Source organism: Pseudophaeobacter arcticus DSM 23566 (assembly GCF_000473205.1).
GTDB classification, from domain to species: Bacteria; Pseudomonadota; Alphaproteobacteria; order Rhodobacterales; family Rhodobacteraceae; genus Pseudophaeobacter; species Pseudophaeobacter arcticus.
This window is the reverse complement of record NZ_KI421507.1, coordinates 1,398,576-1,425,388: the sequence shown is the minus strand read 5'-3', so window position 1 is coordinate 1,425,388 and position 26,813 is coordinate 1,398,576. Positions and strand designations below refer to the sequence as shown.

General features: G+C 56.5%; 30 protein-coding genes and 1 tRNA gene. 20 read left to right on the top strand and 11 right to left on the bottom strand.

The window, feature by feature from the left end:
- Positions 1-137: 137 nt before the first annotated feature.
- Positions 138-686, top strand: coding sequence for a 2OG-Fe(II) oxygenase (locus tag ARCT_RS0110820; protein ID WP_027240086.1), 549 nt, complete (start codon positions 138-140; stop codon positions 684-686).
- Positions 687-892: 206 nt separating this feature from the next.
- Here ARCT_RS0110820 and speB read toward each other — a convergent pair whose 3' ends face one another.
- The 5 genes from speB to ARCT_RS28795 all read right to left on the bottom strand — a co-directional run bounded on the left by speB (position 893) and on the right by ARCT_RS28795 (position 6,602).
- Entirely contained in the window at positions 893-1,753 is an 861-nt protein-coding gene (gene speB / locus ARCT_RS0110815) for an agmatinase (protein ID WP_027240085.1), read from the bottom strand.
- A gap of 10 nt (positions 1,754-1,763) precedes the next feature.
- Positions 1,764-2,933 (bottom strand): carboxynorspermidine decarboxylase, encoded by a 1,170-nt coding sequence (nspC, locus tag ARCT_RS0110810; protein ID WP_027240084.1) that lies wholly within the window; start codon positions 2,931-2,933, stop codon positions 1,764-1,766.
- Positions 2,934-3,003: 70 nt separating this feature from the next.
- Positions 3,004-4,215 carry a saccharopine dehydrogenase family protein gene (locus ARCT_RS0110805; protein ID WP_027240083.1) on the bottom strand — a complete coding sequence of 404 codons (1,212 nt, stop codon included), beginning with the start codon at positions 4,213-4,215 and terminating at the stop codon, positions 3,004-3,006.
- Positions 4,216-4,237: 22 nt separating this feature from the next.
- Entirely contained in the window at positions 4,238-6,127 is a 1,890-nt protein-coding gene (gene speA, locus ARCT_RS0110800) for a biosynthetic arginine decarboxylase (protein ID WP_027240082.1), read from the bottom strand.
- Positions 6,128-6,470: 343 nt separating this feature from the next.
- Entirely contained in the window at positions 6,471-6,602 is a 132-nt protein-coding gene (locus ARCT_RS28795) for a hypothetical protein (RefSeq protein ID WP_276202243.1), read from the bottom strand.
- 139 nt (positions 6,603-6,741) lie between these two features.
- Here ARCT_RS28795 and ARCT_RS0110790 point away from each other — a divergent pair, with 139 nt between their 5' ends.
- From ARCT_RS0110790 to cysE, 5 genes are all read left to right on the top strand, one after another.
- Entirely contained in the window at positions 6,742-7,320 is a 579-nt protein-coding gene (locus tag ARCT_RS0110790; RefSeq protein ID WP_240476302.1) for a TetR/AcrR family transcriptional regulator, read from the top strand.
- Positions 7,317-8,195, top strand: a complete 879-nt coding sequence (locus ARCT_RS0110785) for an SDR family NAD(P)-dependent oxidoreductase (protein WP_027240080.1) — start codon at positions 7,317-7,319, stop codon at positions 8,193-8,195. The genes ARCT_RS0110790 and ARCT_RS0110785 overlap by 4 nt, the downstream gene beginning before the upstream one ends.
- Positions 8,196-8,528 (top strand): putative quinol monooxygenase, encoded by a 333-nt coding sequence (locus ARCT_RS0110780; protein WP_027240079.1) that lies wholly within the window; start codon positions 8,196-8,198, stop codon positions 8,526-8,528.
- A complete protein-coding gene (locus ARCT_RS0110775) occupies positions 8,521-9,210 on the top strand; it encodes an SDR family NAD(P)-dependent oxidoreductase (RefSeq protein ID WP_027240078.1) in 690 nt (229 codons plus the stop codon). Before ARCT_RS0110780 ends, ARCT_RS0110775 begins: the two co-directional genes overlap by 8 nt.
- Before the next feature lie 114 nt (positions 9,211-9,324).
- Positions 9,325-10,083, top strand: a complete 759-nt coding sequence (gene cysE / locus ARCT_RS0110770) for a serine O-acetyltransferase (RefSeq protein WP_240476301.1) — start codon at positions 9,325-9,327, stop codon at positions 10,081-10,083.
- A 200-nt stretch (positions 10,084-10,283) separates the two neighbouring features.
- Here cysE and ARCT_RS0110765 read toward each other — a convergent pair whose 3' ends face one another.
- Both ARCT_RS0110765 and ARCT_RS0110760 read right to left on the bottom strand, forming a co-directional pair.
- Complete coding sequence (locus ARCT_RS0110765; RefSeq protein ID WP_027240076.1) at positions 10,284-10,967, bottom strand: MOSC domain-containing protein; 684 nt, start codon at positions 10,965-10,967, stop codon at positions 10,284-10,286.
- A complete protein-coding gene (locus tag ARCT_RS0110760; RefSeq protein WP_027240075.1) occupies positions 10,964-11,506 on the bottom strand; it encodes a MarR family winged helix-turn-helix transcriptional regulator in 543 nt (180 codons plus the stop codon). The genes ARCT_RS0110765 and ARCT_RS0110760 overlap by 4 nt, the downstream gene beginning before the upstream one ends.
- 87 nt (positions 11,507-11,593) lie before the next feature.
- On the opposite strand from ARCT_RS0110760, the gene ARCT_RS0110755 reads away from it, so the two are divergent.
- Positions 11,594-12,343: a hypothetical protein gene (locus tag ARCT_RS0110755; protein WP_027240074.1), complete on the top strand. Its 750-nt coding sequence runs from the start codon at positions 11,594-11,596 to the stop codon at positions 12,341-12,343.
- 83 nt (positions 12,344-12,426) lie between these two features.
- On the opposite strand, the gene ARCT_RS0110750 is transcribed toward ARCT_RS0110755, so the two are convergent.
- Together ARCT_RS0110750 and ARCT_RS0110745 are read right to left on the bottom strand one after the other, a co-directional pair.
- Positions 12,427-12,645 (bottom strand): hypothetical protein, encoded by a 219-nt coding sequence (locus ARCT_RS0110750; RefSeq protein WP_027240073.1) that lies wholly within the window; start codon positions 12,643-12,645, stop codon positions 12,427-12,429.
- A 394-nt stretch (positions 12,646-13,039) separates the two neighbouring features.
- A complete protein-coding gene (locus ARCT_RS0110745) occupies positions 13,040-13,924 on the bottom strand; it encodes a LysR family transcriptional regulator (protein ID WP_027240072.1) in 885 nt (294 codons plus the stop codon).
- A gap of 357 nt (positions 13,925-14,281) precedes the next feature.
- Between ARCT_RS0110745 and ARCT_RS25865 the strand changes: the two genes are divergently transcribed.
- The 7 genes from ARCT_RS25865 to ARCT_RS27060 all read left to right on the top strand — a co-directional run bounded on the left by ARCT_RS25865 (position 14,282) and on the right by ARCT_RS27060 (position 18,317).
- On the top strand, positions 14,282-14,740 hold the full coding sequence (locus ARCT_RS25865) for an FMN-dependent NADH-azoreductase (RefSeq protein WP_240476300.1): 459 nt from the start codon (positions 14,282-14,284) through the stop codon (positions 14,738-14,740).
- A gap of 5 nt (positions 14,741-14,745) precedes the next feature.
- On the top strand, positions 14,746-15,222 hold the full coding sequence (locus ARCT_RS28945; protein WP_379652493.1) for an AraC family ligand binding domain-containing protein: 477 nt from the start codon (positions 14,746-14,748) through the stop codon (positions 15,220-15,222).
- 106 nt (positions 15,223-15,328) lie between these two features.
- Positions 15,329-16,120 carry a hypothetical protein gene (locus ARCT_RS0110735; RefSeq protein WP_154665344.1) on the top strand — a complete coding sequence of 264 codons (792 nt, stop codon included), beginning with the start codon at positions 15,329-15,331 and terminating at the stop codon, positions 16,118-16,120.
- Positions 16,121-16,125: 5 nt separating this feature from the next.
- Positions 16,126-17,205, top strand: a complete 1,080-nt coding sequence (locus ARCT_RS0110730) for a GSCFA domain-containing protein (protein WP_027240070.1) — start codon at positions 16,126-16,128, stop codon at positions 17,203-17,205.
- A gap of 245 nt (positions 17,206-17,450) precedes the next feature.
- The gene (locus ARCT_RS28940) at positions 17,451-17,672 is read left to right on the top strand and encodes a transposase (RefSeq protein WP_154665450.1); all 222 of its coding nucleotides are present in this window, start codon (positions 17,451-17,453) and stop codon (positions 17,670-17,672) included.
- Positions 17,590-17,781, top strand: a complete 192-nt coding sequence (locus tag ARCT_RS27960; RefSeq protein ID WP_154665343.1) for a transposase — start codon at positions 17,590-17,592, stop codon at positions 17,779-17,781. The genes ARCT_RS28940 and ARCT_RS27960 overlap by 83 nt, the downstream gene beginning before the upstream one ends.
- Positions 17,778-18,317, top strand: coding sequence for an IS3 family transposase (locus ARCT_RS27060; RefSeq protein WP_322786414.1), 540 nt, complete (start codon positions 17,778-17,780; stop codon positions 18,315-18,317). The genes ARCT_RS27960 and ARCT_RS27060 overlap by 4 nt, the downstream gene beginning before the upstream one ends.
- A 177-nt stretch (positions 18,318-18,494) precedes the next feature.
- On the opposite strand, the gene ARCT_RS0110715 is transcribed toward ARCT_RS27060, so the two are convergent.
- A tRNA-Leu gene (locus ARCT_RS0110715) sits at positions 18,495-18,579 on the bottom strand.
- Positions 18,580-18,794: 215 nt separating this feature from the next.
- Between ARCT_RS0110715 and ARCT_RS25850 the strand changes: the two genes are divergently transcribed.
- Positions 18,795-19,364: a Hint domain-containing protein gene (locus tag ARCT_RS25850; protein ID WP_240476299.1), complete on the top strand. Its 570-nt coding sequence runs from the start codon at positions 18,795-18,797 to the stop codon at positions 19,362-19,364.
- On the opposite strand, the gene ARCT_RS0110705 is transcribed toward ARCT_RS25850, so the two are convergent.
- The gene (locus tag ARCT_RS0110705) at positions 19,345-21,057 is read right to left on the bottom strand and encodes an NAD(P)H-hydrate dehydratase (protein WP_036784749.1); all 1,713 of its coding nucleotides are present in this window, start codon (positions 21,055-21,057) and stop codon (positions 19,345-19,347) included. The two genes, ARCT_RS25850 and ARCT_RS0110705, sit on opposite strands and share 20 nt — an antisense overlap.
- 185 nt (positions 21,058-21,242) lie before the next feature.
- Here ARCT_RS0110705 and ARCT_RS0110700 point away from each other — a divergent pair, with 185 nt between their 5' ends.
- From ARCT_RS0110700 to ARCT_RS0110680, 5 genes are all read left to right on the top strand, one after another.
- Positions 21,243-21,581 (top strand): P-II family nitrogen regulator, encoded by a 339-nt coding sequence (locus ARCT_RS0110700; protein ID WP_027240068.1) that lies wholly within the window; start codon positions 21,243-21,245, stop codon positions 21,579-21,581.
- A gap of 39 nt (positions 21,582-21,620) precedes the next feature.
- The gene (glnA, locus tag ARCT_RS0110695; RefSeq protein ID WP_027240067.1) at positions 21,621-23,027 is read left to right on the top strand and encodes a type I glutamate--ammonia ligase; all 1,407 of its coding nucleotides are present in this window, start codon (positions 21,621-21,623) and stop codon (positions 23,025-23,027) included.
- A gap of 171 nt (positions 23,028-23,198) precedes the next feature.
- Positions 23,199-24,476 carry an Hsp70 family protein gene (locus tag ARCT_RS0110690; RefSeq protein ID WP_027240066.1) on the top strand — a complete coding sequence of 426 codons (1,278 nt, stop codon included), beginning with the start codon at positions 23,199-23,201 and terminating at the stop codon, positions 24,474-24,476.
- A 109-nt stretch (positions 24,477-24,585) separates the two neighbouring features.
- Positions 24,586-25,392: a lytic murein transglycosylase gene (locus ARCT_RS0110685; RefSeq protein ID WP_036784745.1), complete on the top strand. Its 807-nt coding sequence runs from the start codon at positions 24,586-24,588 to the stop codon at positions 25,390-25,392.
- 364 nt (positions 25,393-25,756) lie between these two features.
- Entirely contained in the window at positions 25,757-26,794 is a 1,038-nt protein-coding gene (locus ARCT_RS0110680) for a hypothetical protein (RefSeq protein WP_027240064.1), read from the top strand.
- Positions 26,795-26,813: the final 19 nt, after the last annotated feature.

Below are 26,813 nucleotides of genomic sequence, written 5' to 3'. Positions count from 1 at the left end.
CACAGGGGGCACTCCCCCCGGCGCAGGCGCTGCGGCTCTCGCTTGATCTCTGTCCAAGATGACCCTTCTTGTGGGCCGCGCAATGCAAAGCGGCGCTTTTCGGGACGCTTAGTCGAATGCTCGAAAAGGTTCATACAATGATGGCAGTCCATACGATTCCAGATGCGTTTAGCGTCGGAGAATGCGAACAAATTATTGCTGCGCTGGCCAGGTCGCCAGCCAGTGATGCCTTACTGGTTGGTCAAAACCAGAACCACAACCTTCGCAAAGCCAAGTTGGTTTGGATAGATGAGGTTGCGGGTATGGGCTGGGTCATGGAGCGCCTTATTGAGCTCGTGCGCAGGGCCAATGTTAAGTTCGATTTTGATCTGCGGGAATTTGCGGAAAGCCCTCAGGTGGCGACATACAAGGCCACTGACAGCGGCCATTTTTCGTGGCATTCAGATATTGGCGATGGTCCCGCAGCGGGAAAACGCAAACTTACCCTGGTATTGCAACTGAGCAAACCCAGCACCTACGAGGGCGGTGACCTAGAAATCATGCCTGGCGCGCAGGTTCTTGCCGCCAGTCGTGTCCAAGGATGTGCCAGCGTTTTCCCCAGTTTTTGGCTGCATCAAGTCACCCCGGTCAAACATGGGGTCCGTCACTCCATGACTGTCTGGGCGCATGGTCCCGCCTTTCGCTGAAGCACTGTCAGCGCGCTAGCTGCATTCGCAAATAGCTGAAGCCGCAGACACCAGGCGCAGACATTGGCTCGGCTCTCTAGCCCCCTTGGCGCGCAGGATGTTTGCTATAGGTCCAGCTGCGCACATCCCCTGGGGAGACCTGCAATTCAGGCACGGGCCGACGAGAACAAACGAAGGTGAGAACAGCTAGGCATAATACCCTGTGGTCATGCCCCCGTATTTCCAAGGCAGCCAGCCATTAAGCGATATACGATCTGCGCTGCGGTAAAGTCCCAGGCCGCATTGCCATCGGGGGCAAGTTCAACAACATCCACCCCCACGCAGCGCCGGCCCTTTAAGGCGTGTTCCACAAGGTGTAGCGCCTGATAGTAGCCCAGGCCTCCGGGAACCGGTGTGCCGGTGGCAGGCATCTGTGAGGGATCCAGACCATCCACGTCGAAACTGACGTAGACAAGTTCCGGGAAATCTGTGGGCAGGTCGATCGCATGGAGATTACCGGTGACCAGCTCTTCCGCATCCACATGAAAGACCCCGTTTGCAGCGCGGCTTTCGGCCTCTTGTGTGCAAAGGGCACGCACACCAAATTGGGCCAAGCTGTGGCCCTCATTGACCAGCAGATGCATGACGGAGGCATGAGAGTGTTTTTCCCCCTGGTAGGCGACGCGTAAATCAGCATGTGCATCAATTTGCACGATGCCAACCGGTTGGTTCAGCGCTCTGGCGACCCCCGTCACGGCGCCATAGCTTAGGGAGTGTTCCCCGCCGAGGGTGACCGGCAGTTGACCTGCACGCACACAGGCTTCGGTACGCTGGGCCAGACGCTCCATCACCTCGGCGAGAGGCCCGTCACAATCAAGCGCTGGTTCGGTGAAGATGCCTTTGGCACAGGGCTCTATCCCCTGACACAAGCGCTCCAGCTCGTTGGAGGCGTCGATGATTGCCTGCGGCCCCAATGCGGTGCCAGCACCATAGGACACAGTGCGTTCCAAAGGCACGGGAATGACCCGAAAGTGGGAGGTTTCGCTACGCTCACCGGCCGTTAATTCGCTATCCAGAAAGATGTTCATAGCGTTCCCTTCATGACAGTCTGTCCTTGAAATCGTCATATCCGAATTGTTTCACAATCCTTAGATCATCCGTCTGGCTATTCCACAGAACAATGGTCGGCAAGGCAACGCCGTTGAAGGTGTTCGTTTTGACCATCGAATAATGTGCCTGATCCAGAAAGGCAAAACGGTCGCCGACGTTTAGCGGTCGCGCCACGCCGTAGTCGCCGATGACATCCCCGGCAAGACAGGAGGGTCCCCCAAAGCGGTAGATATGGCCCGTGTCGGTCTCCCCCATCATCGCGGGTCGGTAAGGGGCTTCGATCACATCCGGCATATGACAGGTGGCTGAAATATCGGTGATGGCTAGGTCCATACCGTTTTGCGGCAGGTCCAGCACCTCGCCGATCAGAATCCCCGCATCCAGCGCAACGGCCTCGCCCGGTTCCAGGTAGACATCGACATCATATCTGCTGCGGATATCCTGGATGAAATTCACCAAAGCGTCGCGGTCATAATCATCACGGGTAATGTGGTGGCCGCCCCCAAAATTCAACCATTTCAGCTGGCTGAGATACGGCTTGAGCTTGGGCTCGATCGCGACCCAGGTCCGTTCGAGAGGGGCAAACCCTTGTTCACAAAGGGTATGCATGTGCAACCCGTCCACCCCGTTTATCACCTCTGAGGTCAGCTGGCTGATAGGGGTGCCCAGCCGCGAACAAGGCGCACAGGGGTCATATTTGGCAATTTCGCCTTCGGAGTGTTCCGGATTGATACGGAGCCCGACCTGCTTTCCAGCCGCCTGACATTTGGCCAGGAAACGGTCTTTTTGCGCGGGGCTGTTAAAGATCATATGGTCGGACAGCGAGATGATTTCATCTATTTCGCTATCCTTGTACCCAGCGCAGAAGGTGGCCACTTCACCACCGTATTCTTCCCGTGCAAGCCGTGCTTCATACAAGCCGCTGGCACAGGTGCCACGCAGGTATTGCCGCACCATTGGCGCCAGAGCGAACATTGAAAACGCCTTGAGCGCTGCCAGAATATGCGCCCCGGACCGGTCTGCAACATCGGCCAAGACCATCAGGTTCTGCGCGATGGCTATTTCATCCACGACGAAAGACGGCGTTGGAACGCGGGACAGGTCAAAATCGTGGAAAGCCCCTGCATCCCCTGCCTGGGTGGCCATCATGTCGGACATTGCATTATCCATCCTTGGAACGAAGATAAGGCCCGGCATTGCTGCCGGGCCAAAGGGGGGCACGCGACTGTTAAAAGTCGACAGGCCCATCCAGTTCGTGGACCTGCCAGGGCAGCCCGTGGACATTCAGCATGTCCATGAAGTCATCGGGGTCCAACTGCTCCATGTTCCAGACGCCGGGATTGGTCCAGTTGCCTTTCAGCACCTGAGCAGCACCAATCATCGCAGGCACACCGGTGGTATAGCTGACGGCCTGGCTGCCAACTTCGGCATAGCACTCCTCATGGTCGCAGATGTTGTAGATGTAGAATGTCTTTTCGCCAGACCCATCTTTGGCCTGCCCCGTCGCGATATCGCCGATACAGGCCTTGCCCTTGGTTTCCGGGCCCAGGTCACCGGGATCGGGAAGCAGGGTCTTCAGGAATTGGATCGGGATGATTTCCTGACCATCGTGCATCACCGGGTCAATCCGGGTCATACCGACATTCTCCAGCACTTTGGCATGCATGATGTAGGCATCGCCAAAGGTCATCCAGAACCGGGCCCGTTCGATTTCCGGGAAATGGGTCGACAGGCTTTCCAGCTCTTCGTGATACATCAGGTACATGTTCTTGGACCCAATGGCAGGGAAGTCGAATTCGACTTTGTGGGTCATCGCCGGGGTGCCGTGCCATGCACCGTTTTCCCAATGACGAGCCTCTGCCAGAACTTCACGCAGGTTGATTTCGGGATTGAAGTTGGTGGCAAATTCCTGATCGTTAGACCCACCGTTGGCATCCAAAATATCAATCTGGCGAATGGTGTCCAACTTATGTTTCCGCAACCAGGTGGCAAAAACGCTGGTCACACCCGGATCAAAGCCGGACCCCAAGATGGCGGTCAGCCCCGCCTCTTTGAACTTGTCCTGATAGGCCCATTGCCAGTGGTATTCGAATTTGGCCACGTCCTCGGGTTCGTAGTTTGCTGTATCTATGTAGTGACATCCGGCCTCAAGGCAGGCATCCATCAGCACAAGGTCCTGATAGGGCAAGGCAAGGTTCACCAGAATCTCGGCACCGGTTTCGCGGATCAGGGCAACCGTGGCAGCAACGTCATAGGCGTCCAGCGCAGCCGTCTTGATATCAACCCCGGTGCGTTCCTTCACACTGGTCGCGATCGCATCACATTTGGATTTGGTGCGACTGGCCAATGTAATTTCGGTGAAAATATCGGCGTTCATCGCCATCTTATGGACCGAGGCGTGGCTCACGCCGCCGGCACCAACAACAAGTGTCTTACCCATGGTGGTTTTCTCCTTCCCGGGGTTATTCATAGTAGGTATAGCCGTTGATCGAGTCCCGATAGGCCCCGATCAATATCTTGCGTTCGCTTACCTTTACCGACCCGTTTGAAATTGCTTCGTCAACCATTTTGCGAAAGGCCGCCACGCAGTCAGCCGGGTCGAATTCAACATAGGACAGGACCTCGGCGATCGTGTCGCCTTCCTGTTCGTGCAACAGGTCAAAACCGCCATCCGGCCGCAGATCGACTGTGACAACATTTGTGTCGCCAAACAGATTATGCAAATCGCCCAGGGTTTCCTGATAGGCTCCGACAAAGAAAACCCCAATATAATAGCGTTGATCCGGTTCCAAGGAATGCACGGGCAGAGAGGGCGAAATGCCATCGGCCAGAATAAAGCGGTCCACCTTACCGTCGCTATCACAGGTTATGTCAGACAACACCGCGCGACGGTCCGGTTTCTGGTTCAGCATTTGCAGCGGAACAATCGGATGGAGCTGATCAATGGCCCAGACATCAGGCAGGGATTGGAACAGCGAAAAATTGCAGTGATAGACATCTGCAACCTCTTTCAGCTTTTCACCCAGTTCGTTCACTTCGTCTGAAGCCGCGACAAGCACTTTGATTTGGGCTACGAGGGACAAATAGATGCGCTCTGCCCGCGCCATCTGACGCAGATCAACCATGCCGCGGCGGAACAACCCGCGCAGCTCATCGCGATAAAACGTAGCATCGTTCCAGCACTCCTGCACCCGGCCAGCCACCAGATAGCCGCGGATTGCGGCCAGATCGGTCACCAGGTGATGATCCTCCGGCTGGACTTCCGGGGCGTCCGGGGCGTCATACAGCGTGGTTTCCAGCACATCGAAAATCAGCATCGACGAGGTGGCAACCACGGCGCGGCCACTTTCCGTGACCAGAACCGGATGCTTAATCTCGGCTTCGTCCATGGCGTAGGCCACGGTTTCCACCACATTGGCGGCATATTCCTCGATGGAATAGTTGATCGAGTTTTCTGCGGCCCGTTTCTCGCCGGTATAGTCGATCCCCAAACCACCGCCCAGATCAAGGTGGGTCAGCGGCACGCCTTCGCCGGTCAGCTCGATGAAATAACGACAGGCCTCCGCAGTGGCGCGGCGGACATCATTCACATCCGGCACCTGACTGCCCAAATGGGAGTGTTGCAGTTTCAAGCAATGAAGCAGGCCCACGTCCTTTAGCCGGTCCACAACGCGCAGCAGCTGATCGGTGTTCATGCCAAAGGCCGACCGATCGCCTGAGCTCTCCTGCCATTTGCCGCCGATTTGGTTGGTCAGTTTCACCCTGACCCCCAAAAGCGGCTCAATGCCAAGTTCACGGGTGACCTGGATAACGGTCTCGGCCTCTTTGGGGCTTTCCAGCACAATGATGGTATTAAAGCCAAGCCGCCGTGACAGGATCGCCAAGCGAATGAATTCGGCGTCTTTGACACCGTTGCAAACGATCAGAGCGTCTTTGGACAGGCGATGTGCCAGGGCGATCACCAGCTCGGGTTTTGATCCTGCCTCAAGCCCAAAGTCATATTTGCTTCCAAATTCGACGATACGGTCAATAACCTGCGCTTGCTGGTTCACCTTGATAGGAAAAACACCGCGATAGGGTGCTTTGTACCCAACCCGCTGGATTGCGCTAGAAAAACTCTGGTTGATGTGGCGGATTTCGTTTTCCAAAAATGAGCTAATACGCAGCAAGAGCGGTGTGGCGATGCCACGCTGCTCCAGATCGCTCAGGATGCCAGGCAGGCTGATTGGAGCTGCCGCCTTATGGGCTGGATTGCAAAGAGCGATCTCACCATCTGACGAAATGGTGATCAGGCCTTTGCCCCACCGGTCAACTCCGTAAATATTCTCTGGGCACGTGTGGTCCTGATTCAAGCCAGTTCGCCTTTGTAAATAGGGGTAAGAAAACAGTAGCGGAAACAGAGTCTAAAGGGGAGGAAAGTTCAGATTTTTCGACTGGAACTTGAAGCGTGCTCCCATAACCAATCCATAACCCAACACCCCTAGTGATTTTGCCCTGTGTCGTCGTCGCGTGGCTTATAGGGTCTCATGTGATTCCATCCAATAGCGAAAACAACACAAAATCACCCTCCCCCTTTCCAGTCCCAGGGCGTCAAAATGGAACCGCGTTTGGCTATTGGCAAGGCCTGGCAAACTGGCATCCAGTAGGTTTCAAAAGCCTGGCAGACAGGCCTTCGCTGCAAGTTTGAATCGATTGCTATGCACCATGCCAGTCAGGCAGCAACGATTTTACAAAGGAAACTTTGGGCAGCGATTTCAACGGATCAAGCCACCTTTCAAAAGGGCCTGCAGCGCCATTGGTTTTGTCGATCAACAGTTCAGGATCCATCTGGGCGCCCCTGCGCGAAGGATAATAACGATAGTGTGAATGGGACGTGCTTTTAATTAATAAGAGACTGGTCTATTTAAAATCTGGAAAACAGCAGGAGATAACAAAATTGGCACGCCCAAGAGACCAGAACACACAGATGTTAAACCGTGAGAAACTCTTGGATGCCGGCGAACATGCCTTTCGAGAGTCCAGTTTTTCCGAAAGCGGGATCAATGACATCCTGGCAAGCTCAGGCGTGCCCAAAGGCTCCTTTTATCACCACTTCCCGTCCAAAGAAGCCTTCGGGATAGCGGTGGCCAATCGCTACAACGAGGCGCAGATTGCCTCGGCAAAGAAATGTCTGGAAGACCCATCACACCCCCATATCGACCGCCTGCGCTTATTCTTTGAACAAGCCCGCGAGGATATGAGGAACCGCAAATTCCAACAGGGATGCCTGATGTGCAATCTCTCGACGGAGCTTGCTGACGAAAGACCTGCGTTTCAGGCTGTGTTGGACACTCACTGGCGGGACATGACCGCCGTGGTGGCAGAGTGCTTGAGCAAGGTCGAACTGTCCGAACTTGGACTTGAACATCTCACTTCGGCACAAGCAGCTGACTGGTTGATGAACGCCTGGAGCGGAGCCCTAACACGCATGAAAGCCAGCGGGAATGACGAACCGCTTGCGCTCTTTATGCGCACAGTCTTCAAAATGAAGGAACAACAACAATGACATCTGCAAAAACAATCCTCATTACCGGTGCAAGCCGGGGAATCGGTCTGCTCACAGCCAAATCCCTCGCGTCGCGCGGGCATACTGTTTACGCGGGAATGCGCAATCTGAGTGGGCGCAACAAAGGTGCCGCGATTGAATTGACCGCGTTTTCTGACAGTTCTGACGGCCGCATTGTGCCAATCGAATTGGATGTCGCGGACGAAGCTGTCTGCACTGCAGCAGTTGCAAAAATCGAAGCAGAGGCCCCGATTGATGTGCTGATCAATAACGCAGGCGTTATGCCTGTTGGCCTGACCGAGGCATTTACGGTCAAGCAGGCTCAAGATCTGTTTGACGTGAACGTGTACGGCATCATGCGGATGAGCCGCGCCGTTCTTGGGGCGATGCGCGCCAGAAAGTCTGGCCTTATCATCAGCCTAAGCTCTTCTGCAGGTCGCTTCGGGATGCCGTTCTTCGGACTGTACTGTGCCAGCAAATGGGCGATGGAAGCCTATTGTGAATCGCTGCACTATGAACTTGAACCTCTCGGCATCGAGTCAATTCTGGTCGAGCCCAGCGGCCACGGAACCGATCTGGTCACAACAGCCCCCGCACCTGCTGATTTGCCGCGCGTTCAGGATTATGGGGATTTGGCCAATGGCCGGGACCGTCTTCTTGGGATGTTTCAGGGCATGTTTGAGCAAGGGGATGCGAGCACGGATGCCGTCAACGTCGCAAATCGCATTGCGGATCTTGTGGACATGGACGCTCCGCGCCCGATCCGGACACAAATTGGCCAGGACATGGGGGTTACCGCCGTTAACGATGCAGTCATGCCAATACAAGCTGAGCTCATCAAAGGCCTGAAACCTGTCTACATGGGAGGCCTGTAAATGGCTGGCGATCAACCCAAACTGTTCCTGTTCGCGGTAATCCAGATAAAGCCCGAGTATTTCGACGCGGCCAAGGCCGCCCTGGATGCGATCATTCCGCCCACTCTGAAAGAGCCTGGGTGTCACGTCTTTGCGGCATTTGTCAGCCAAGATCGCAGCAACACGTTGCATCTGTTTGAATGCTTTGAAGATGAGGCGGCACTGAACGCCCACTACGCGCAAGACTACACCACACGCGTTTTCAAAAAATACGAAACATGGCTGAGCGCGCCTGTCGAAGTGACCAAGATGTCTGCAAGCTCTCGCGTGAGTTGGGAGCAGTTCCATGGATAAAGTGGCACTGATTGTTGGTGCAGGCCCCGGTCTCGGGGCCTCACTGGCCAGGACATTTGCGCAGGCCGGATATGATGTGGCGCTTGCATCGCGCCGCTCGGGATCACTGCCGGAACTCTGCGCAGAGATTGGCGCAAAGCACTATGTTTGCGACGCGTCGGAGGTTGAGAATGTGAAAACCCTGTTTCATCAGGTGGATACCGATTTGGGACCACCGGACCTCGTTGTATATAACGCCGGGGCCTATATGCGTGGCCCGATTGCCGACCTTGACCTGGATCTCGTGCGCGCAACTTTGTCGGTGAATGGCTGGGGGGCTTTGGTTGTAGCACAGGCGGCAGCACGGCGAATGATCGCGCGGGGCAGTGGAACAATGCTGTTCACTGGCGCGTCCGCAGGGCTGAAAGGGTTTGCACAATCCGCCCCCTTTGCGATGGGAAAATTTGCGCTGCGCGGTCTATGCCAAAGCCTGGCACGCGAACTGGCGCCAAAGAACATCCACGTCGCCCATGTTGTTCTGGATGGCGTGATCCTTTGGCCTGATCGTGGAGGGCCCTACGCAAACCCGGACACCACGCTTCACCCCGATGAAGTTGCCCGAACTTATCTTGAGCTGTCTCGACAGCACAAGAGCGCCTGGACCTATGAAATCGAGCTGCGGCCCAATGTCGAAACCTTCTGAACCTTGTCAAAACACCAAGAAACACAAAGGCGCCCCAAGGTGGATCAAACATCCGGTATTAGGGCAAACATGCTTGTGAACTTGCAAAAGACCGATGGACATACGCGGCAGTCAATGTTCGAGATATGTGTGAGCGAGGTCAATCAGCTGCGCAGGCAGGAGCCGATCCTGAACACAGTTCTTGCCCCCCTTGCGCAGGCATCTTCGTTGGAGTGGATGCTGGCACGTCACCTCTCAGCGGTTCTTCATGCAACTGGAGTTGATGTCAGCGCCTTGGGGGATTTGTTTGCCGAGATTTTGCATTCACATCCGTCCGTGCCGAATGCCACCGTTGCGGACCTCCAAGCCGCCTACAACCGCGATCCCGCCTGCACCAGTTACCTTCATGCCCTTCTGAACTTCAAAGGATTCCAAGCGGTTCAGGCACATCGTATCGCGCATCAGCTCTTGAAGGACGGGCGTACAGACATTGCCGCCTGGCTGGCCAACCGGGTGTCTCTGGTGCTGGGGCCTGATATTCACCCCGCTGCCAGCATAGGGCGCGGCATTCTGGTTGACCACGGGGCCGGTGTCGTGATCGGAGAAACGACAGTGATCAATGATAATGTCTCGGTTATGCAGAATGTAACTCTGGGCGGCACCGGCAATGAGATCGGAGACCGACACCCCAAGATCGCACAGGGCGTCATGATTGGCGCCGGCGCCAAAGTTTTGGGGAATGTAACAATCGGAGCGATGAGCAAAGTTGCAGCGGGCAGCGTGGTCCTGAAAGAGGTGCCGCCAAACTGCACCGTTGCAGGCGTTCCCGCAAAAGTTGTCCGATGGCACGACGCGGCACAGATGCCATCCCATTCGATGGACCAGCAGATTTGAGCCGCCAACGTGAAGGTCGGATATTTTCCAACACCGGACTGAGAAAATAGTATGAACTGCCATGTGATCGATCAAGACCCCAAGAGCACCGGGGTTTTGAACCCGCAACGCGACGCTGGCGAGATCTCCCTTCCCCCGCTCTTCGAGGCTGAGCACGACAAGGTTCGGGCCATCAAATGCTGTCACGAAAAACGCCTAGGTCATGAGCCTTGCAACCGCTTTGCGGTATCTTCCTGCCTATTGCCTTGCGCCAGTCTGGCGAACGCGTCACGCCAGCCGTTGGCGAGTTCGGCAAGGTCTGCCAGGGTCCCCGCGTCCTGACGTGAGATGCGTCGGGTCAATCGTGCGCGCGTGACGCGAGCGACGCTCCACTCCGGACAGGGCCTGTCGATCAGCGTCAGGGTCGCCCCGACGCCGACCTCGCCGGGTGCCAAAATCCTGTAATACCACCCTGTCCGTCCCGTTTTCTGAAAGCGCCATGCCATCCGGTCGTCGGCCGTGTAGGAATTCAGTTTCCAACAGGGTTGCCGACCCTGGCTGATCTGCACCCTTGCCGTTCCGAGCGCGAACACGTCACCGATGCACACCGTTTCTTCCGTCAGACCGGTGGTCGTGATGTTTTCGCCAAACCCGCCGGGCACGAGATCATCGCGAGCCAACTCATGGCACCAGACCGCATAATGCTCCCCGGGATAGTGATGTAGGGCCTTGTCCCGACCGCCATGCACCGTCAGGTCTGCCTGCATATCTCCGTCGAGGCCGCCTTCTGTTACCGAAACAGTCTGCGAGAGCGGCCGCTTTCTGATCGCCGATGGTGGTTTGCCAGGCCAGTGCACTTCAACGACGCCCGCGAACAGGCCTTCAATGGTGACGCGGGTCGTCATGCTGCCACCTGTTCGTGGCAGATCTGATCGCCCTCTTCCGCTGCGAGGGGCAGCGACAGCAGGGCGCAAAACGCGCCATCACCGGTCGTGCGATGATAGGCGCAGCTGCGGCACATACCAAAGGCGCGCCCGCCGCGCGCTGCAAGACGGGATTTCAGAACTGTCGAGAGGGTTTCGGCAAGATCCGTTTGGCGGTCCGCGGGCAGCGCTGCAATGGCCTCAGTCAAGGCGGCTGTTCGCCCCGCCACGGCGAAACCTGTTTCAGTGAGATCATACCGGATCGACCTCTTGTCCGCCTCGGATCTCGCTTCGGACACATAGCCTTTGCGCATCAGCGCCTTGAGCGTCTGCGACATCGTTCCCCGCGTCGTGCCCAGATACTCGGCCACGTGCGAGGGTGCGCGCGAGAAGCGGTTGGCACAGGACAGATACTCCAAGGCGGAGATCTGCGCCGGGTTCAGATCATCGCCCCAGGTATCCGAGGCGTCGAGGCGGGTGAGGCGACTAACAAGTGCGCGGATGTGGTTGGCTATTTTCATACGCGCAAAGTAGCGAGTCGAAATCATCATTGCAATAACTTTCACCAAATGATATCGACTCGCTATCTTTAATGAATGGAGACCATCATGACCCGCATCCTTCTGACATCCCTTTGCGCCCTGGCTCTGGCCAGCGGTGCCTTCGCCGATGAAAACCATGCCATCCACCAAGACGGGGCCATCCCCTCGCCAGCTGACGCTTTCAAAACCGCGGCCTTTGATATCCTCGCCGCCCATGCCCATCGTGATAGCCGTCTCGTGACGTTCCACATGACAACGAACGGTGTCGCAGGATCAGAGCAACCAGACCCGAGCGGCGCCCTCGCCGGTGCCCCCGTGCTGTCCTATGTCTGGCCCACCTCGCTGGACCCTGCGGTGGTCGGGTTCGAAGGCGGCACAGGCATCCTGGCTCTGGCCGCGACCAGCCATCCGGACTTCGACGACACGCCGCTCTTTGACGAAAACAACGACGGCAATCCGGCCAATGACGGGCTTTTGTGGCACAGCCATTGGGTTGTCTTGACGCCGACCGAGGCCTGCGGCGAAGGCGCTCTCGGCGTGCGGGACATTCCCGAAGGTGCAACGCCCGCCATGCCCGCGACATGGCCTGGGCTCCCGATCTTCATCGACAGCCCAGGCTATGCACCACTGTTCGACGGGCCGGAAATCTCTCTCACCGTGCCCTTCGCCAAACCGGACGCTGTCAGCGGTGCCGCCTATGACGGTGTGACCTCGGCCTTGCGGGTGAACACAAACATCCATGCGCCGCTGCTCTGCGTGACGGATGTCTTCGACATCGCTTCGGGCGATCTCAGCCTGCCCGGCGCCCTCAACTGATCCACCAAATGCCGCCCCCTCCGCGGGGCGGCCCCTTCAAGTCCTGGAGACCGAGATGACTGAAGCCTGACTGCCAACCCTGATCACTGACACCTAGCGAGACGGCTACGGTCGATTTGATCCTCACGGCGCTGAAAGTCATCCAGCGTCACCACCCGGCCATCGAGACGGCTGATCGTTTCCTCGGTCACAGATATGCGCGTATTGAGTTGCCCCCAGGCAAAAGCCAGGGAGGTGAGGATTGTGGCGAGGTTAAGGATTGTGCCCAGCGAAATGGTCTTGGTGATTGTGGGCTGCGTCATGCAACTCTGACCTCGCCGCTAACCGGCGGCAGTAGCGCGCGCCCGTTGGCGTGAGGTGAAAATCGCAGCTATGTTATAGCCCTGCCTCTGGCAGTTTTCTTGGGATCAGCTGAACCGACCGCTTCCAGCCCAAGCTCGACATTCACGCAAGTCGCAGCGAAGACTCTGCTGCAAGAGCAAAATGCTTCCCGAGAGCTGACCAGGGCGATGTTGCGCTCGGCACCGTTGTCAGAGACGTGCAGAAATACACCTAGCCAACTCAACCTTCTGCCTGCAAACCCGGACACGCTGGTCGCACTGCCGCCTCCGAATGCTGCCTTTCGCTGCACGTGCAGATATGGAACCCTGTCTGAGAGGAGGCATGCGGAAACAAGCCGCGTTGCTTTTATCTGGCTCAACTGGTAGATCGCGCCCAAATCGAAAAGCTCTCCACCTCGCTGAGCCGCGGGTGTCCGTTGCGGGCCACGGCCCAGAACATTCGCCCCGACAATGCGGTTTTAGATAAGCACACCAGATGCCCGGCTGCCACCGCGGAGGAAGCCAAGACACTGGATGCCAATACTGCACCCTGACCCGCGAGTGCAGCGTCGATGGCATTAATTTCCTCGGAATAATGCTGCGAGATTTCTGGATTTTCTCCAGCTAAGCCAGCGGCTTGCGACCAACTCTGCCAGCTTGGCGGTGCATCCGTTTCAGAGGCCCATCGGTATTGGATCAACGGCAACCGCAGGATATCGGCATCGCCCTCGATAGAATTGCTGTGCACCAGATCCGGTGCACAGAGCGGTACGAGGCGGTCTTTGAAGAGCGGCAACCAATGGTCTTCTGCACCCGCCTGGCGAGCATAGCGCACGGCACAATCGACGTTGCTTGCGGAAAGGTCCACGGGGCAGTTGTCGGCTTCAATCTTCAGGGTCAACCCGGTCTGACGGTTCAGGTCCGGCAGGCGGCGCATCAGCCAGAGGCTGGCGAAAGCCACAGTGACAGACACCGTCAAGGGACGGTCTTTGTCTTGCGGCGCAAGTTCAACGATGGCGTGAGCCATGCGGTCGAAGCTCTCGCGCAGCACTGGATACAAGGCCGCGCCCTCGGCAGTCAGGCAAATGGGGCGCGGATAACGCTGAAAGAGCTTCACGCCCAAAATCTCTTCCAGTTGGCGCACCTGGTGGCTGATCGCGGTCGGCGTCAAGTGAAGTTCTGCGGCGGCATGGCCAAAATGTAGATGCCGCGCGGCGGCTTCAAAGGCCCTGAGAGCATGTAGGGGGGGAAGACGCCGCATCGGATTTCTGCCTTCGGATTACAGTTGAGATGAATTTCATTCATCTATGCCCTGATAAATGCGATTTCTCCAGTTGTTTGGTGGGTTGGTAAACAAGACGGGGCATGCAAAATCCAAGGAGATGTCCCATGCCCAGCTTGCTGCGGATTGAGGCCAGTGCCCAATTGGAAGACCGGTCTTTGACACGCCATCTGACCGAAATTTTTGCCTAAAGGTTTCGGACCGATGCACCAGACACGAAAGTGATCGTCCGGGATGTCGGAATGAACCCCATTCCGGCCATTGATCACCAGTTCATCCATTAATCACCGGTTCATCCATGCCGCGTTTCCCCCAACACAGGAGCGTGAGCCGTGGATGCATGAGCGGCTCGCACTGTCTGATGAGCTGATTGAGGAAGTGACTGCTGCGGATATCATCGTGATGGGCGCGCCGATGTACAACTACGGTATGCCGGCGGCCTTGAAGGGGTGGATCGATCATGTCGCGCGGATTGGCAAGACCTTTTCCTTTGACCTTGCGCGTGGCGATACGCCAATCGAGCCGGTCCTATCGGGAAAACGGTTGGTTGTTTTGTCGGCACGCGGGGAGTTTGGCTTTGCGACTGGTGGTGTAGGCGCGGATCTCAATGCTTTGGACCCGGCACTGGCGGCCTGTGCGCATTACCTTGGCGTCGCAGCGGAGGATATCGATACAATCGCAATTGAATATCAGGAATTCAAGGACGACCGTTATAAGGCGTCCTTTGAAGCCGCCGAGCAGCGTACCCATGATCTGGCCGTGACATTGGCAGGCGTAGGCGCCCAGGCGGCCTGAGGCAGTTGCGATTGCAACTGCACCACATTCCAGACCTGCGTAGAGATGCCCCAGCGGCAGACCACTGCGCTGATTGGGCTACTGAGGTCGTTATTTGCCCAAGTGCCTACGAAGGCAAAGTCCCCCTGGGACTGGAGCTTGTCCGTGCAAGTGGCTTGACGGAAGCATTCTGCCTCCCTCCGCACGATTGCGACGTAGTGGGAATGACCGATTGGGGCGTTCAAAGCTTTGCCTATCCCGGAATGCAGCGCCCTGCCAGATCCGGAGATGCATTGATCATCCGCCCGGACGCGCCACATGATCGGGGTTCCAGCATCGAGGAGGCTACGACCTACCGCGCTGTCTATTCGCTGACCTCGGGTGAGCGAATAGGCCTACGACGACAGGCCCAGTTGACAGCATCAAAGTTCTTGCCAAATACCACACCCGCTGTTAGCCCCGAACAACGTGATGAGTTGGGGTATCGGACGGGCGCGCGCTAGCATTGGTCCTATTGAGAAGAGTGATATATGGTAGCGCCGCTTGAGCTTAATGGATTAGATTCACCAGTCTAATCGCAGGTCAGAAAAATTCGAGTGAGGTTCTGCTTTGAGCAACTGTATTATTTTGGGGCAAAGTCACGTAGGAACTCTTTCAGCCGCGTATTCAAAAAAAACTCCTGGTGAATGGGGAATGGGTGCTTCCTTTATCAACCTGCATAACGACCAGTTTAAGCCGCTGTTTCTTGACAATAAACCAAATGTGGAAATTTTAAAACAAATTGACTCCTGTCGAAGTGAGAACGAAAATACTAGTTTTGCGTTTTCCCTTTTGGGCGCCATCCACACTCATTTTGGTTTATTTAGTCATCCAGAGCCTTTCGATTTTGCTTTCTTCGGTGACAGATTTTGTGAAGAAAACAATGGTGAAAAGTTCTACTTCACAGAGCCTCTAACGAAAGCCTTTATGGCCGAAAAGATGGCCGAAAAGAGCGATTTCGGCATTCGCCTGCTGCGTGAACTTAAGTGCCGGCTTGGTGATGATGTGGTGTATCTGCAAGCGCCGCCGCCACCGCGGTATAGCACGCATCTATTTGATGAGCATGGAACATTGAAGCTCGAAGGACCCTATCTGGAGCGGGTGAAGAATTACGGAATATGTGCCGATCACTTCCCGCTTGTTTTATGGCGGGCATATGATGAATTGATACGTGAAGCCTGTGATGATCTGGATGTTCCATATTTAGAAGTTCCTGCGCAAACGGTAGATAAAGATGGCTACCTTACGGAAGAAATGGCGCGATTTGCGGACCCTACACACGGAAACATTGATTTTGGGTCGAAGGTTTTGGATCAGTTGTCAGACTACCTAAAAACCCCCAGAAAAAGAAGGGAAGCTTGAGAAAGATGGGAAACAATCCATACAAAACACTTCCCGATTCGGCCTTTTGGCGACGCTCAGTAGCAAGCGTTGACCGAGATGAATGTGACCCGGTCACTTCTGTACCGTTTCTTATTGAAAAATCGGACAAAGTAGCAACTGCAGGAAGCTGTTTTTCCCAACATATTGCGCGTCATCTGCAAGCGACGGGTTTCAACTACTACGTCGAAGAGACAGGTCACCCTTTGCTTTCCGAAAGCATCCTGCGTGACTTCAATTACGGTACCTTCAGTTGCCGATACGGCAACATCTATACGGCCCGTCAACTCCTTCAGCTTTTTGATCGAGCATTTCGTACATTCGAGTCGTCAGAGCCGATCTGGCGCTACAGGGACAGTTTTGTTGATCCGCTGCGACCCCAGATCCAGCCAAATGGATTTGTTAGTTCTGATGAGGCTCTATTCGACAGAGCGCAGCATCTACTTGCAGTGCGACAGATGTTCGAAACTATGGATGTTTTCGTTTTCACGCTAGGTCTCACTGAAAGCTGGATGTCGCGCGACGACGGCACGGTTTTCCCATTGTGCCCCGGAGTATCGGGTGGCGAATTTTCGGAAGAAAAATACACGTTTAAGAATTGGCGCGTGTCGGAAGTTATTGACGACTTGAACTTATTTATTTCTAAGCTGAGAAATATAAATCCGACGGTGAAAGTCATACTAACAGTTTCACCTGTTCCTTTGGTCGCTACAGCAACAGGCAAAAGTGCACTGTCCGCGACTATTTATTCCAAATCAGTTCTTCGGGTCGCGGCTGAAGAGCTGTCGGAAGGCAACGATGGGGTCGCCTATTTCCCGTCATACGAAATCATCACTGGACACCACGCCGGCAACTCTTATTTCGCCGAAGACCTGAGGAGCGTCCGTGAGGAAGGTGTTTCGCATGTGATGCGCACGTTTTTGAAGTGGTTTACGCACAGTGTGGACACCAAATCCATCGAAGATGTTAAAGCGCAGAAAACCACGCATTCAACCGACACCTTTGAAACGGAAATGGCGCAGATAGTGAAGGTCGTATGCGAAGAGTCTGCGCTTGATCAAGACTGAGCGTGACGTAGCTGATTTCGCAGGGCTTTTCGATTAGACCGCGCCGGAAATATCGTGGACCATTTTGTGAATACCCTGAGGCCCATTCGGGAAATCACTCAACAGTTTCGCGTTCACAATATATGCGTGGCCATGCTTGGCGCGAACGTCATGGTTGGGCTGATTCTGACGTGTCCCCAAGATTTTGGGCCATTCAAATTGAGAGTTTGTTCTCGTAACGTTCAAAGCAACGAGGAGAACGAAGACTGCGCAAGTCACGGTTCACAGAGGAACAAATTGTCGGGATTTTGCAGGAGTATGCGGCGGGAGCCAAAGTCTCGGAGCTGTGCCGCAGTTCAAGCGTAAAGCAAACGATCCGGGGGATCGTTTGTCGCGCCGAACGGAATGTCGGACGCCACCTTGTGCAAGTGGAAAGCCAAGTATGGCGGCATGACAGTATCCGAGCTGCGGCGGTTGAAGGATCTTGAGGCAGAGAACACGGAACGGAAGCGCCTCCTGGCCGACGCCATGCTTGATAACGCCGGTCTCAAGGGGCTGTTGGCAATGGAAGCAGGCAAACGCCATGCGTTCGAGTGAGCCTGCGGACCCTCCTGGCGCCTGCTGCCCGCCGGGATGCCGTGAGAACTCTGGTGCGCGATCACCAATTCACCGAGCGGCGGGCATGCAGGCTTGTTGGGATATCCAGATCAAGCCTGACGTATCTGGCGCGCCCGGATCGCCACGTGCGGCTCCGGGAACGCCTGATCACCTTGTCAGGAAAGCACAGAAGGTATGGCTATCGCATGCTCCACGCAAGACTGGTGCGCGAGGGTTTCAAGGTGAACGTCAAAGTTGTCGAGCGGATTTACCGCGAAGAACGGCTATGGCTGCGCCGAACCAAACGCAAAAAGATCCCCAAGGAAGGCCGTGAGCGTGGCTGGTGCCCGATTGCGGCCAATCAACGTTGGTCGCTTGACTTCACCAGTGATGCGCTGGCGAACGGGCGCAAATTCCGTACAGCGAACCTCAAGGATGATTGCACACGCGAGTGTCCAGCGATTGAAGTGGATTTCTCACTGCCCGGCGAACGGGGACACCCCTGCGGGCAATCTCTGGCCGGTATCCTGATTTGAGCTTACGAATAGACGCCATGAATTGCGCGCCGTGCGGAAAATATGCGTAAACGAATACACATTCCTGCACATCACACATTCCTGCACATCATGGGTAGTCACTCAATTCAGAAAAACCCGCAACACTCTTATTTTATAAGGATAAATGTTCTAAACCGTTCACGTCGGTTTAGATGTTGGTGCGGGTGAAGGGACTCGAACCCCCACGCCTCGCGGCGCCAGAACCTAAATCTGGTGCGTCTACCAATTCCGCCACACCCGCACGTTTCGCAAATCACTCTTCGCGTGCCGCGGTGGATAGCAAAGGTTGCAATCGGATGCGAGCGCTAATTTCACCAAAATCAGAACAATGCAGGAGCGCAACAATCCTGAAAAAATTAACGCATTATGCAGCCGCCTGGAAAAATTGACGCGACCAGATCCTTGATCTCTCCTAGGCTGGTCAAAAAACACTTGAGGCAAAAAGAGTACAAAACCGTGAAATCGCAAGCCCCTTGGCCTGCGGGGTCGTTGCTTGCGACTCCGGCAAAGCGCCCGCACCATCCCCCTCCCGAGGTCAATGACACGCAGACCATCTCTATCGGGTTTCTACCCGGCACCCTGTTGCTCACGCGGCGCGGCGACTGCAAGGTCGAGACACTCAGGCCCGGCGACAGCATCATCTCGCGCGATCTGGGACTGGTGAGCTGTCTCGCGGTAGAGCAGCATCTCAGCACGACCAAAGCCATTTGGTTTGCGCCCGGCTCTCTGGGGGACAGCCGCCCGGACTGTGATGTGATCCTGCCTGCCGACCAGCAGGTCTTGCTTCGTGATTGGCGGGCCAAAGCCATTTTTGGCAAACCACAGGCTCTGGCGCGGGCCGCCTCATTGGTCGATGGGGAGTTCATCTGCGATCTTGGGCTGCGCCAGATGACGCTGACAGTTCTGCGCTTTAGCCGCCCCCATATCATCTATGCCAGCGGGCTAGAGGTTGCAGCGGCCAGGGCAGCTCTCAGCGCCCAATCCCGCATCACAACCCAATCCCGCATCACAGCCCCATGCGCCTAGCCCCCTGCTCCAGCCGGTTCAACACGGCTGGCAGTTGCTCTGGCAGATCTTCAGAAATCAGGCCGGGGCCATATTGTCGGGCACATTCCACATGCAGCCAGGCCCCAACCTCTGCCGCTGCCATTGGCGACAACCCGCGCGCCAGAAGCCCGGTAATAAACCCGGCCAACACATCCCCTGCCCCGGCAGTGGCCAACCACGGCGCTGCCCTTTCATACTGCGCTGAATTCACCGAACAGCGCCCTGTTGGATCAGCAATCACCGTATCAGCCCCCTTGAACAGCACCACGCAACCCGACCGCGCGGCGGCCTCGCGGGTGGCATCCACCTTGGAATAGGCCGGGCCTGTTTGCGGTCTCGCGGCAAGATTTGCCGCCAGATCCGGGAACAGTATTGCAAACTCCCCCCCATGTGGCGTGAGCACACAATCTTCATGCAGCAAATCAAACAGCACCTGCGGATCGCGCTCAAATCGAGTGAGCGCATCAGCATCCAAAACAGTCGCGCGCCGCGCTTTCAAGGCGGCAATCACCACCGCCTGGGTATCCATCCCCCGGCCCAGCCCAGGGCCAAGACACAGGGCATTGAACCGCTTGTCTTCCAACAGCTCACTTACCCCATGGGCACCATCAATCTGGTGCAGCATGATCGCTGTCAGCTGTGCTGCATTTTCAAACATCGCCGAACGGGGCGACCCCAGTGTCACCAGCCCGGCACCAATCCGCAACGCTCCGCGCGCCGCCAATCGCGCCGCCCCTGTCCGGCCATGCCCCCCCGACAAAACCAGAGCATGACCATGGGAGAACTTATGCGGCCCCTGTTTTGCCGACAGGTGGGGCTCCCCTCCACCGCCAACCAAAGACACAATATGCCGCCCAGGGCGATTGTCATTATACATCTCAATCAAAGCGTTGCGCGACAACGACCCCAGCTTTGATGGCGCAGTCAACCCGATATCCGTACAGACCACTTTGCCGCAGCTTGCAGGCCCATCAGCCAAGAAATGCCCTGGCTTCAAACTGTGAAAGGTCACGGTCAGGTTTGCCAGCCCCGCAAAATCAAGCGGTTGATCATCCCCGAGCCACGCCCCGGAATCCGCACAAAGCCCACTGGGAATATCCACGGCAACAACCCTGGGAAACAGATCTCTCGTTCTGGCCAACTCGGAACAGCTGTTCATCCTCCTCGACAAATGGCGGCATTGCAAAAACGGGCGTGCCAATCCGGTACCAAACAGGGCGTCGATGACAATGTGAACCCCCGAAGTCTCATCCGGCCATCCATCAAATACATCATCCTGTAACGGCTTCACCGCCCCAATTTCTGACCACCGGTCAAAATTGACCCGCGCATCCGCCGGCAGGTGCGCAGCCTCTCCAAAGAAAAACACCTCCACCTCACAGCCACGCGCCCGCAACAATCGCGCCACAACAAAGCCATCACCACCATTGTTTCCGGGACCACAAAGCACCAGGGCTTTCATCTTGCCCAAAATACCTCGGGGGGGATCCGCAGGATCGGGGGCAGCGCCCCCCTCCTGTCCGACCAATTCCAGTTCCGGCCATTCCTCAAAGATGGCCTCCACCACGCCGGTGCCCGCGCGCTCCATCAGCTCCAGCCCCGTGACCTCCCCCGACTCGATGGCGGCCTGTTCTATGGCACGCATCTGGGCGGCCGTTAGCAGTTCCATCATGAGGGCTCTCCTTCTCCCAAAGACCTGGCGATTCACTTTTGCACAAATTTAGGGCGCATCGCCTATTTTTTAATCAGATGCACTCAAATCTGCCAGCTTGCTCCCCCTGAGACAGCACAGCGCATTGTCGTCACCAATAAGAAATGATCTGACGAGCTTCGACAAGGTTGTGAGGAGTCCAAGGCATGAAAAAGATCGAAGCCATCATCAAGCCGTTCAAACTGGACGAGGTGAAGGAAGCGCTACAGGATGTAGGCGTGCAGGGCCTCTCCGTCATCGAAGTCAAAGGCTTTGGCCGCCAAAAAGGCCATACCGAACTTTACCGCGGTGCAGAATATGTTGTCGACTTCCTGCCCAAAGTGAAGATCGAGGTTGTGCTCGAGGCCGATCAGGTCGAAGCCGCCATTGAAGCCATCATTGACGCTGCTAAAACCGACAAGATTGGCGACGGCAAGATTTTTGTTTCGCCCGTCGAACAGGCCATCCGTATTCGTACCGGCGAGTCCGGCACGGACGCACTGTAAACAATACTACCTGACATCAAAATCAGAAGGACCAAGGGAATGAGCACAGACGCAGTTCTCCAGATGATCAAAGACGAAGATGCCGCCTATGTCGACATCCGCTTTACAGATGTGCGCGGTAAGCTGCAGCACGTCACCGTGGACGTGGACCTGGTTGACGAAGACTTCCTCGAAGAAGGCTTCATGTTCGACGGCTCTTCGATCGCTGGCTGGAAGTCGATCGAAAACTCCGACATGAAACTGATGGCAGACACCACGTCCGCCTATGTAGATCCTTTCTACGCCGAAAAGACCATCTGCATCCACTGCTCCATCGTCGAGCCCGACACCGGCGAAGCCTACGAGCGTGATCCCCGCGGCACTGCGCAGAAAGCCGAGGCCTATCTGAAGGCATCCGGCATTGGTGATGTGGCCTACATGGGTCCCGAAGCCGAGTTCTTCCTGTTCGACGACGTGCGCTACTCCAACTCGATCAACAAGGTTTCCTACGAGGTCGACGCGACAGACGCCTCCTGGAACACCGACACCGAGTATGAAATGGGCAACATGGGCCACCGCCCTGGCCTCAAAGGCGGCTACTTCCCGGTGAACCCCACCGATGAAGCGCAGGACCTGCGTTCCGAAATGCTGTCGACCATGAAGCGTCTGGGCATGAAAGTGGACAAGCACCACCACGAGGTTGCCTCCTGCCAGCACGAACTGGGCCTGATCTTTGACAGCCTGACCAAACAGGCCGACGAGCTGCAGAAATACAAATATGTGATCCACAACGTGGCCCACGCCTACGGCAAATCCGCCACCTTCATGCCCAAGCCGATCTATGGCGACAACGGCACCGGCATGCACGTGAACATGTCGATCTGGAAAGACGGCAAGCCACTGTTTGCGGGCGACAAATACGCGGATCTCTCGGATGAAGCCCTGTACTTCATCGGTGGCATCCTCAAGCACGCCAAGACCCTGAACGCCTTCACCAACCCAGCGACCAACAGCTACAAGCGCCTGATCCCTGGTTTCGAGGCCCCCGTTCTGCGCGCCTATTCTGCGCGTAACCGGTCCGGCTGTGTGCGGATCCCATGGACTGAATCCCCCAAAGCCAAGCGCGTTGAGGCCCGTTTCCCCGATCCGGCCGCCAACCCCTACCTGTGCTTTGCTGCTCTGCTGATGGCTGGTCTTGACGGTATCAAGAACAAGATCGACCCCGGTGAGGCCATGGACAAGAACCTCTATGACCTGCCCGCCGAAGAGCTGGCCGATATCCCAACCGTCTGTGGCTCCCTGCGTGAAGCGCTGGAATCACTGGAAGCCGATCACGACTTCCTGATCCAGGGCGACGTCTTCACCAAGGATCAGATCGAAGGCTATATCGCTCTGAAAATGGAAGAAGTTCAGACCTATGAGCACACGCCTCACCCTGTTGAGTATGGCATGTACTACAGCTGCTAATCCTTCACGGTTAGACTGAATAAGGAAGGGCGCCCCAACCGGGTGCCCTTTTTTATTGCCGGGTTTGCGCCCTGCGTTGCGCAAGATGGGCATTGGCGCGCTTGTCTCTTGAAGCACCTGCTTGGCTTCTGTAGGAAGGCGCGTTCCAGTCCCCTGATGAGGAGCCAACTCATGCCTGCAACCGCACCCGCGACCACCACGCCGATGACCCTGGGCATCGACTTTGGCACCTCCAATTCCGCCGCCGGAATTGCGGTTGGCAACGCGCCGTTTCTGGTTGAGATGGAACCGGGGGAGACCACCCTGCCCACAGCGGTGTTTTTTGAGCCCAAGCGCCCGATGCGCATTGGGCGCTCGGCCACCCGGGCGCTGATTAATGGCGACGAAGGCCGGTTCATGCGGGCGCTCAAAAGCCTGCTGGGCACGCCGCTGTTGCGCGAAGAGCGCCGCATCAACGGCGAGGTTACCGATTTTATCCAGATCATTGCGCGCTTCCTGGCCGAGGTGAAATCCCGTGCCGAGGCCGCGACACATCAGACATTCACCCATGCGCTGTCGGGGCGACCGGTGCATTTCCACAGCAATGATCCCGCCCGCGATGCCCAGGCCGAGGTTGATCTGCGCGATTGTTACCTGGCAGCCGGGTTTGAAGATGTGCGCTTTCTCTATGAGCCCGAGGCCGCAGTGCGCTCTGCAACGCCCTCGGCGGGGCTGGGGCTGATTGTGGATATCGGCGGTGGCACATCGGATTTCACCCTTTTTGAGCAGGACAGCAGCGGTGAGACCCGCATTTTGGGCTCTCACGGGATACGCCTGGGCGGCACCGATTTTGACCGCCAGATCAGCATTGACCATGTGATGCCGCTGTTGGGGCGCGGCAGCCAGATCCGCAATGCCTTTGGCAAAGAGACCCTGCCCGCCCCCAACCGGTTGTTCAACGATCTGGCCACCTGGCAGATGATCCCTTTTCTCTATGCTGCTGACAGCCGCCGTGCCGCCCGTGATCTGGCAAAATATGCGGTTGAACCTGTCAAGTTGAACCGGCTGGTTTCTGTACTGGAAGACGAGCTGGGGCATGATCTGGCCTTTGCGGTGGAGCGCGGCAAGATCCAGGCCAATGGGGCCAATGGTGCGATGGCGACCGATCCACGGATCGACCTGCGCATCCTGGAACGCGGCCTCTCTGCCCCGCTCTCGCAAGCCCTGATGCAGGAAAGCCTGGCCACAATGATGGCGCAGATTGCGCATAGCGCCGCTGAAACATTAGAGACGGCAGATGTGGCTCCGGTGCGGATTGATCGGCTGGTCATGGTCGGTGGCTCCTCGCTGCTCTCTTCGCTTGAAGCAGGACTGCGTCAGCTCTGCCCCAATGCCAGGGTCGAAAACCGCAATGCCATGACGGCGGTGGCCGATGGGTTGGCGCTGTCTGCGGCCAGTGCCTTTGGCTAAAGCCCTGCGTCAGAAATGAGAAACAGATCGCAGTTTTCCCGTTAGACTCCCCCCGCCAGCCCGTTAGACTTTGATTGCACTTGTTTCAATTGTTTTCAGGATCAATTTTATGCGCCTCATTGCCTTTGCCGCCCTCGCCCTGACCCTTGGTGTCAGCAGTTTTGCCCTGCCCGCAGCCGCCGCCCCCTGTGGCAATCGCGCTGCCGGGTTTGACGCCTGGAAAGCTGATTTTGCCAAGGTCGCGCGCCGTGCAGGGGTGAAATCAGCGGGGCTGCAGGCCCTGGCGCAGGCCCAATACGCCACCCGTACCATCGCCGCAGACCGCAACCAAAAGAGCTTTCGCTACAGTCTGGAAAAATTCATGCAGATCCGCGGCTCTGCCACCATTGTGGCCCAGGGCCGCAAGCGCAGGGCGCGCCATGCAGATTTCTACGCCGCCCTGGAACGCAAATACGGCGTCCCGGCCGGGGTCTTGATCGCCATCCACGGGATGGAAACCGCCTTTGGAAACTACATGGGCGATAGCCAGATTGTCTCGGCCATTGTCACCCTGACCTATGATTGCCGCCGCTCTGATTTCTTTGAACCCCATGCTTTGGGAGCCTTGAAACTGGTGGACCAGGGCGCCATCACCCCTGCCACTCTGGGGGCGAAACACGGCGAACTGGGACATACCCAGTTTTTGCCCGGCAATGCGCTGGAATACGGCGTCGATTGGAACCGCGACGGGCGGGTCAATTTTTATGATATGGAGGACGCCCTCGCCTCAACCGCGCGCTATTTGCAAAAACGGGGCTGGAAGCGTGGCAAGGGCTACCAGGAGGGCCAACCCAATTACCGCGTCCTAAAAGAGTGGAACGCCGCAACAGTCTATCAACAGTCGCTCGCCATCATGGGGCGTCAGATCGACAACTAACAGGCCGACAGATCAGGGAGGTCTTTGGGGACATCTCATGGGGGGAAACAATCCTGCGACTGCGCCCCCAACTCCGCCGCTGTTGACCCTTGTGTTTTGTGGCTGGAACAATCCCGCCGTTTGGGGCTGATTGTAGGGTATGCGGCATCAAAGTGGCCGCAGAGCGCCCTTTTCTTGCCCAATTCCATCAATACCCGGAACAAATCCGCCCTATAAACATCCGTAATAAAACAAGAATTCAAAACATCACAACAGCAAAGTAAAATCTGAATTCGTCTTCATCTATTGTCTCTCTCCGCCTCACTTTTGAACCAGATCCCCTCTTATTGTTGCTGCAGAGCACCCCGAACGGAGGACCCTGACGGTGGCACAGGTAGAGCAATATAAAGGCAAGCTGGGGTTTGAACACCGCAGCGAAGAAAAACTGACACTCGCGCTGACAGAGCTGCTGGATACACTGGAAGAATTCGGCCATCCCGCACTTCAGATCAATGCCCGTGATCCGCATCGGATCGGCTTGGATGGCGATCAATACAAGATCAGCCTGCGACTGCGCCGTATTCCACTACGGCTTGGCGTACGCACCCCGCCCGGCATTCCGGCACCGGCGGCCTATATCGAGCTGGCAATGACCCCTTGTTTTCCCGAGGTCTGCGATCAGGAAATCTCGGAAATTCTGCTCGCCATGATCCTGAAACGGCTGACAGAAACATTAGATCCTGTGGTCATTTTCTGGCAAGAGACCAACCGGCCTCTGACGCCAAAACAGTTTCTTGGAGCTTTCACCCCGGCGGACGAGCCTCTCACGGTGGAGCTTTGTGCCTCCCCTGCCATGGTCGTCAACGATACAGAGGCTGCGGTTATGGCGGCGGATGCGCTGTTGGAACAGGTTATGGCTGATGCCTCCTCTGTCCAAAAGTCTCCAGAGCCCGCCCCCCATTTGGCCCGGACTTTGGTGGCGGCAGCTCCAGCCATGGAAAAACCAAAAAAAATGTCTGCCGCCGCGTCGCGCCTTTGGATGGCGGATCAGGCCCGCGCCGAAGCCGAGGCCGAACGCGCCCGGGGGCAAGCCCGGTTTGGATCTGCCGATGAGGCAACAGCAGGTCTGGAACAACATTGCAACGAGATCCAAGGCAGCCCCAGGCGCCGAACACCGCGCGCCAAATCAGGGCGCAGAGTTCCCTCGGTCGCCTCTCATGCCTCTTATCAGACGGTGTTTGGCAAAAGCCGCCTGAGCTGGCTCTTTGCCCTGCCCCGTGCGGTTCTTTCAATGATGGGAAATGGCATTCGAAGTGTCGATCTGGTGCTTTCAGTGCGCGCATTGCTGACAGGGATGGTTATCCTGTTCCTGCACGGCTCTGGCATGGTGCAGGCCGCAGCACGGGTTTTGCTGCCACAATAATTCCGCCCTAGTCTTGGTG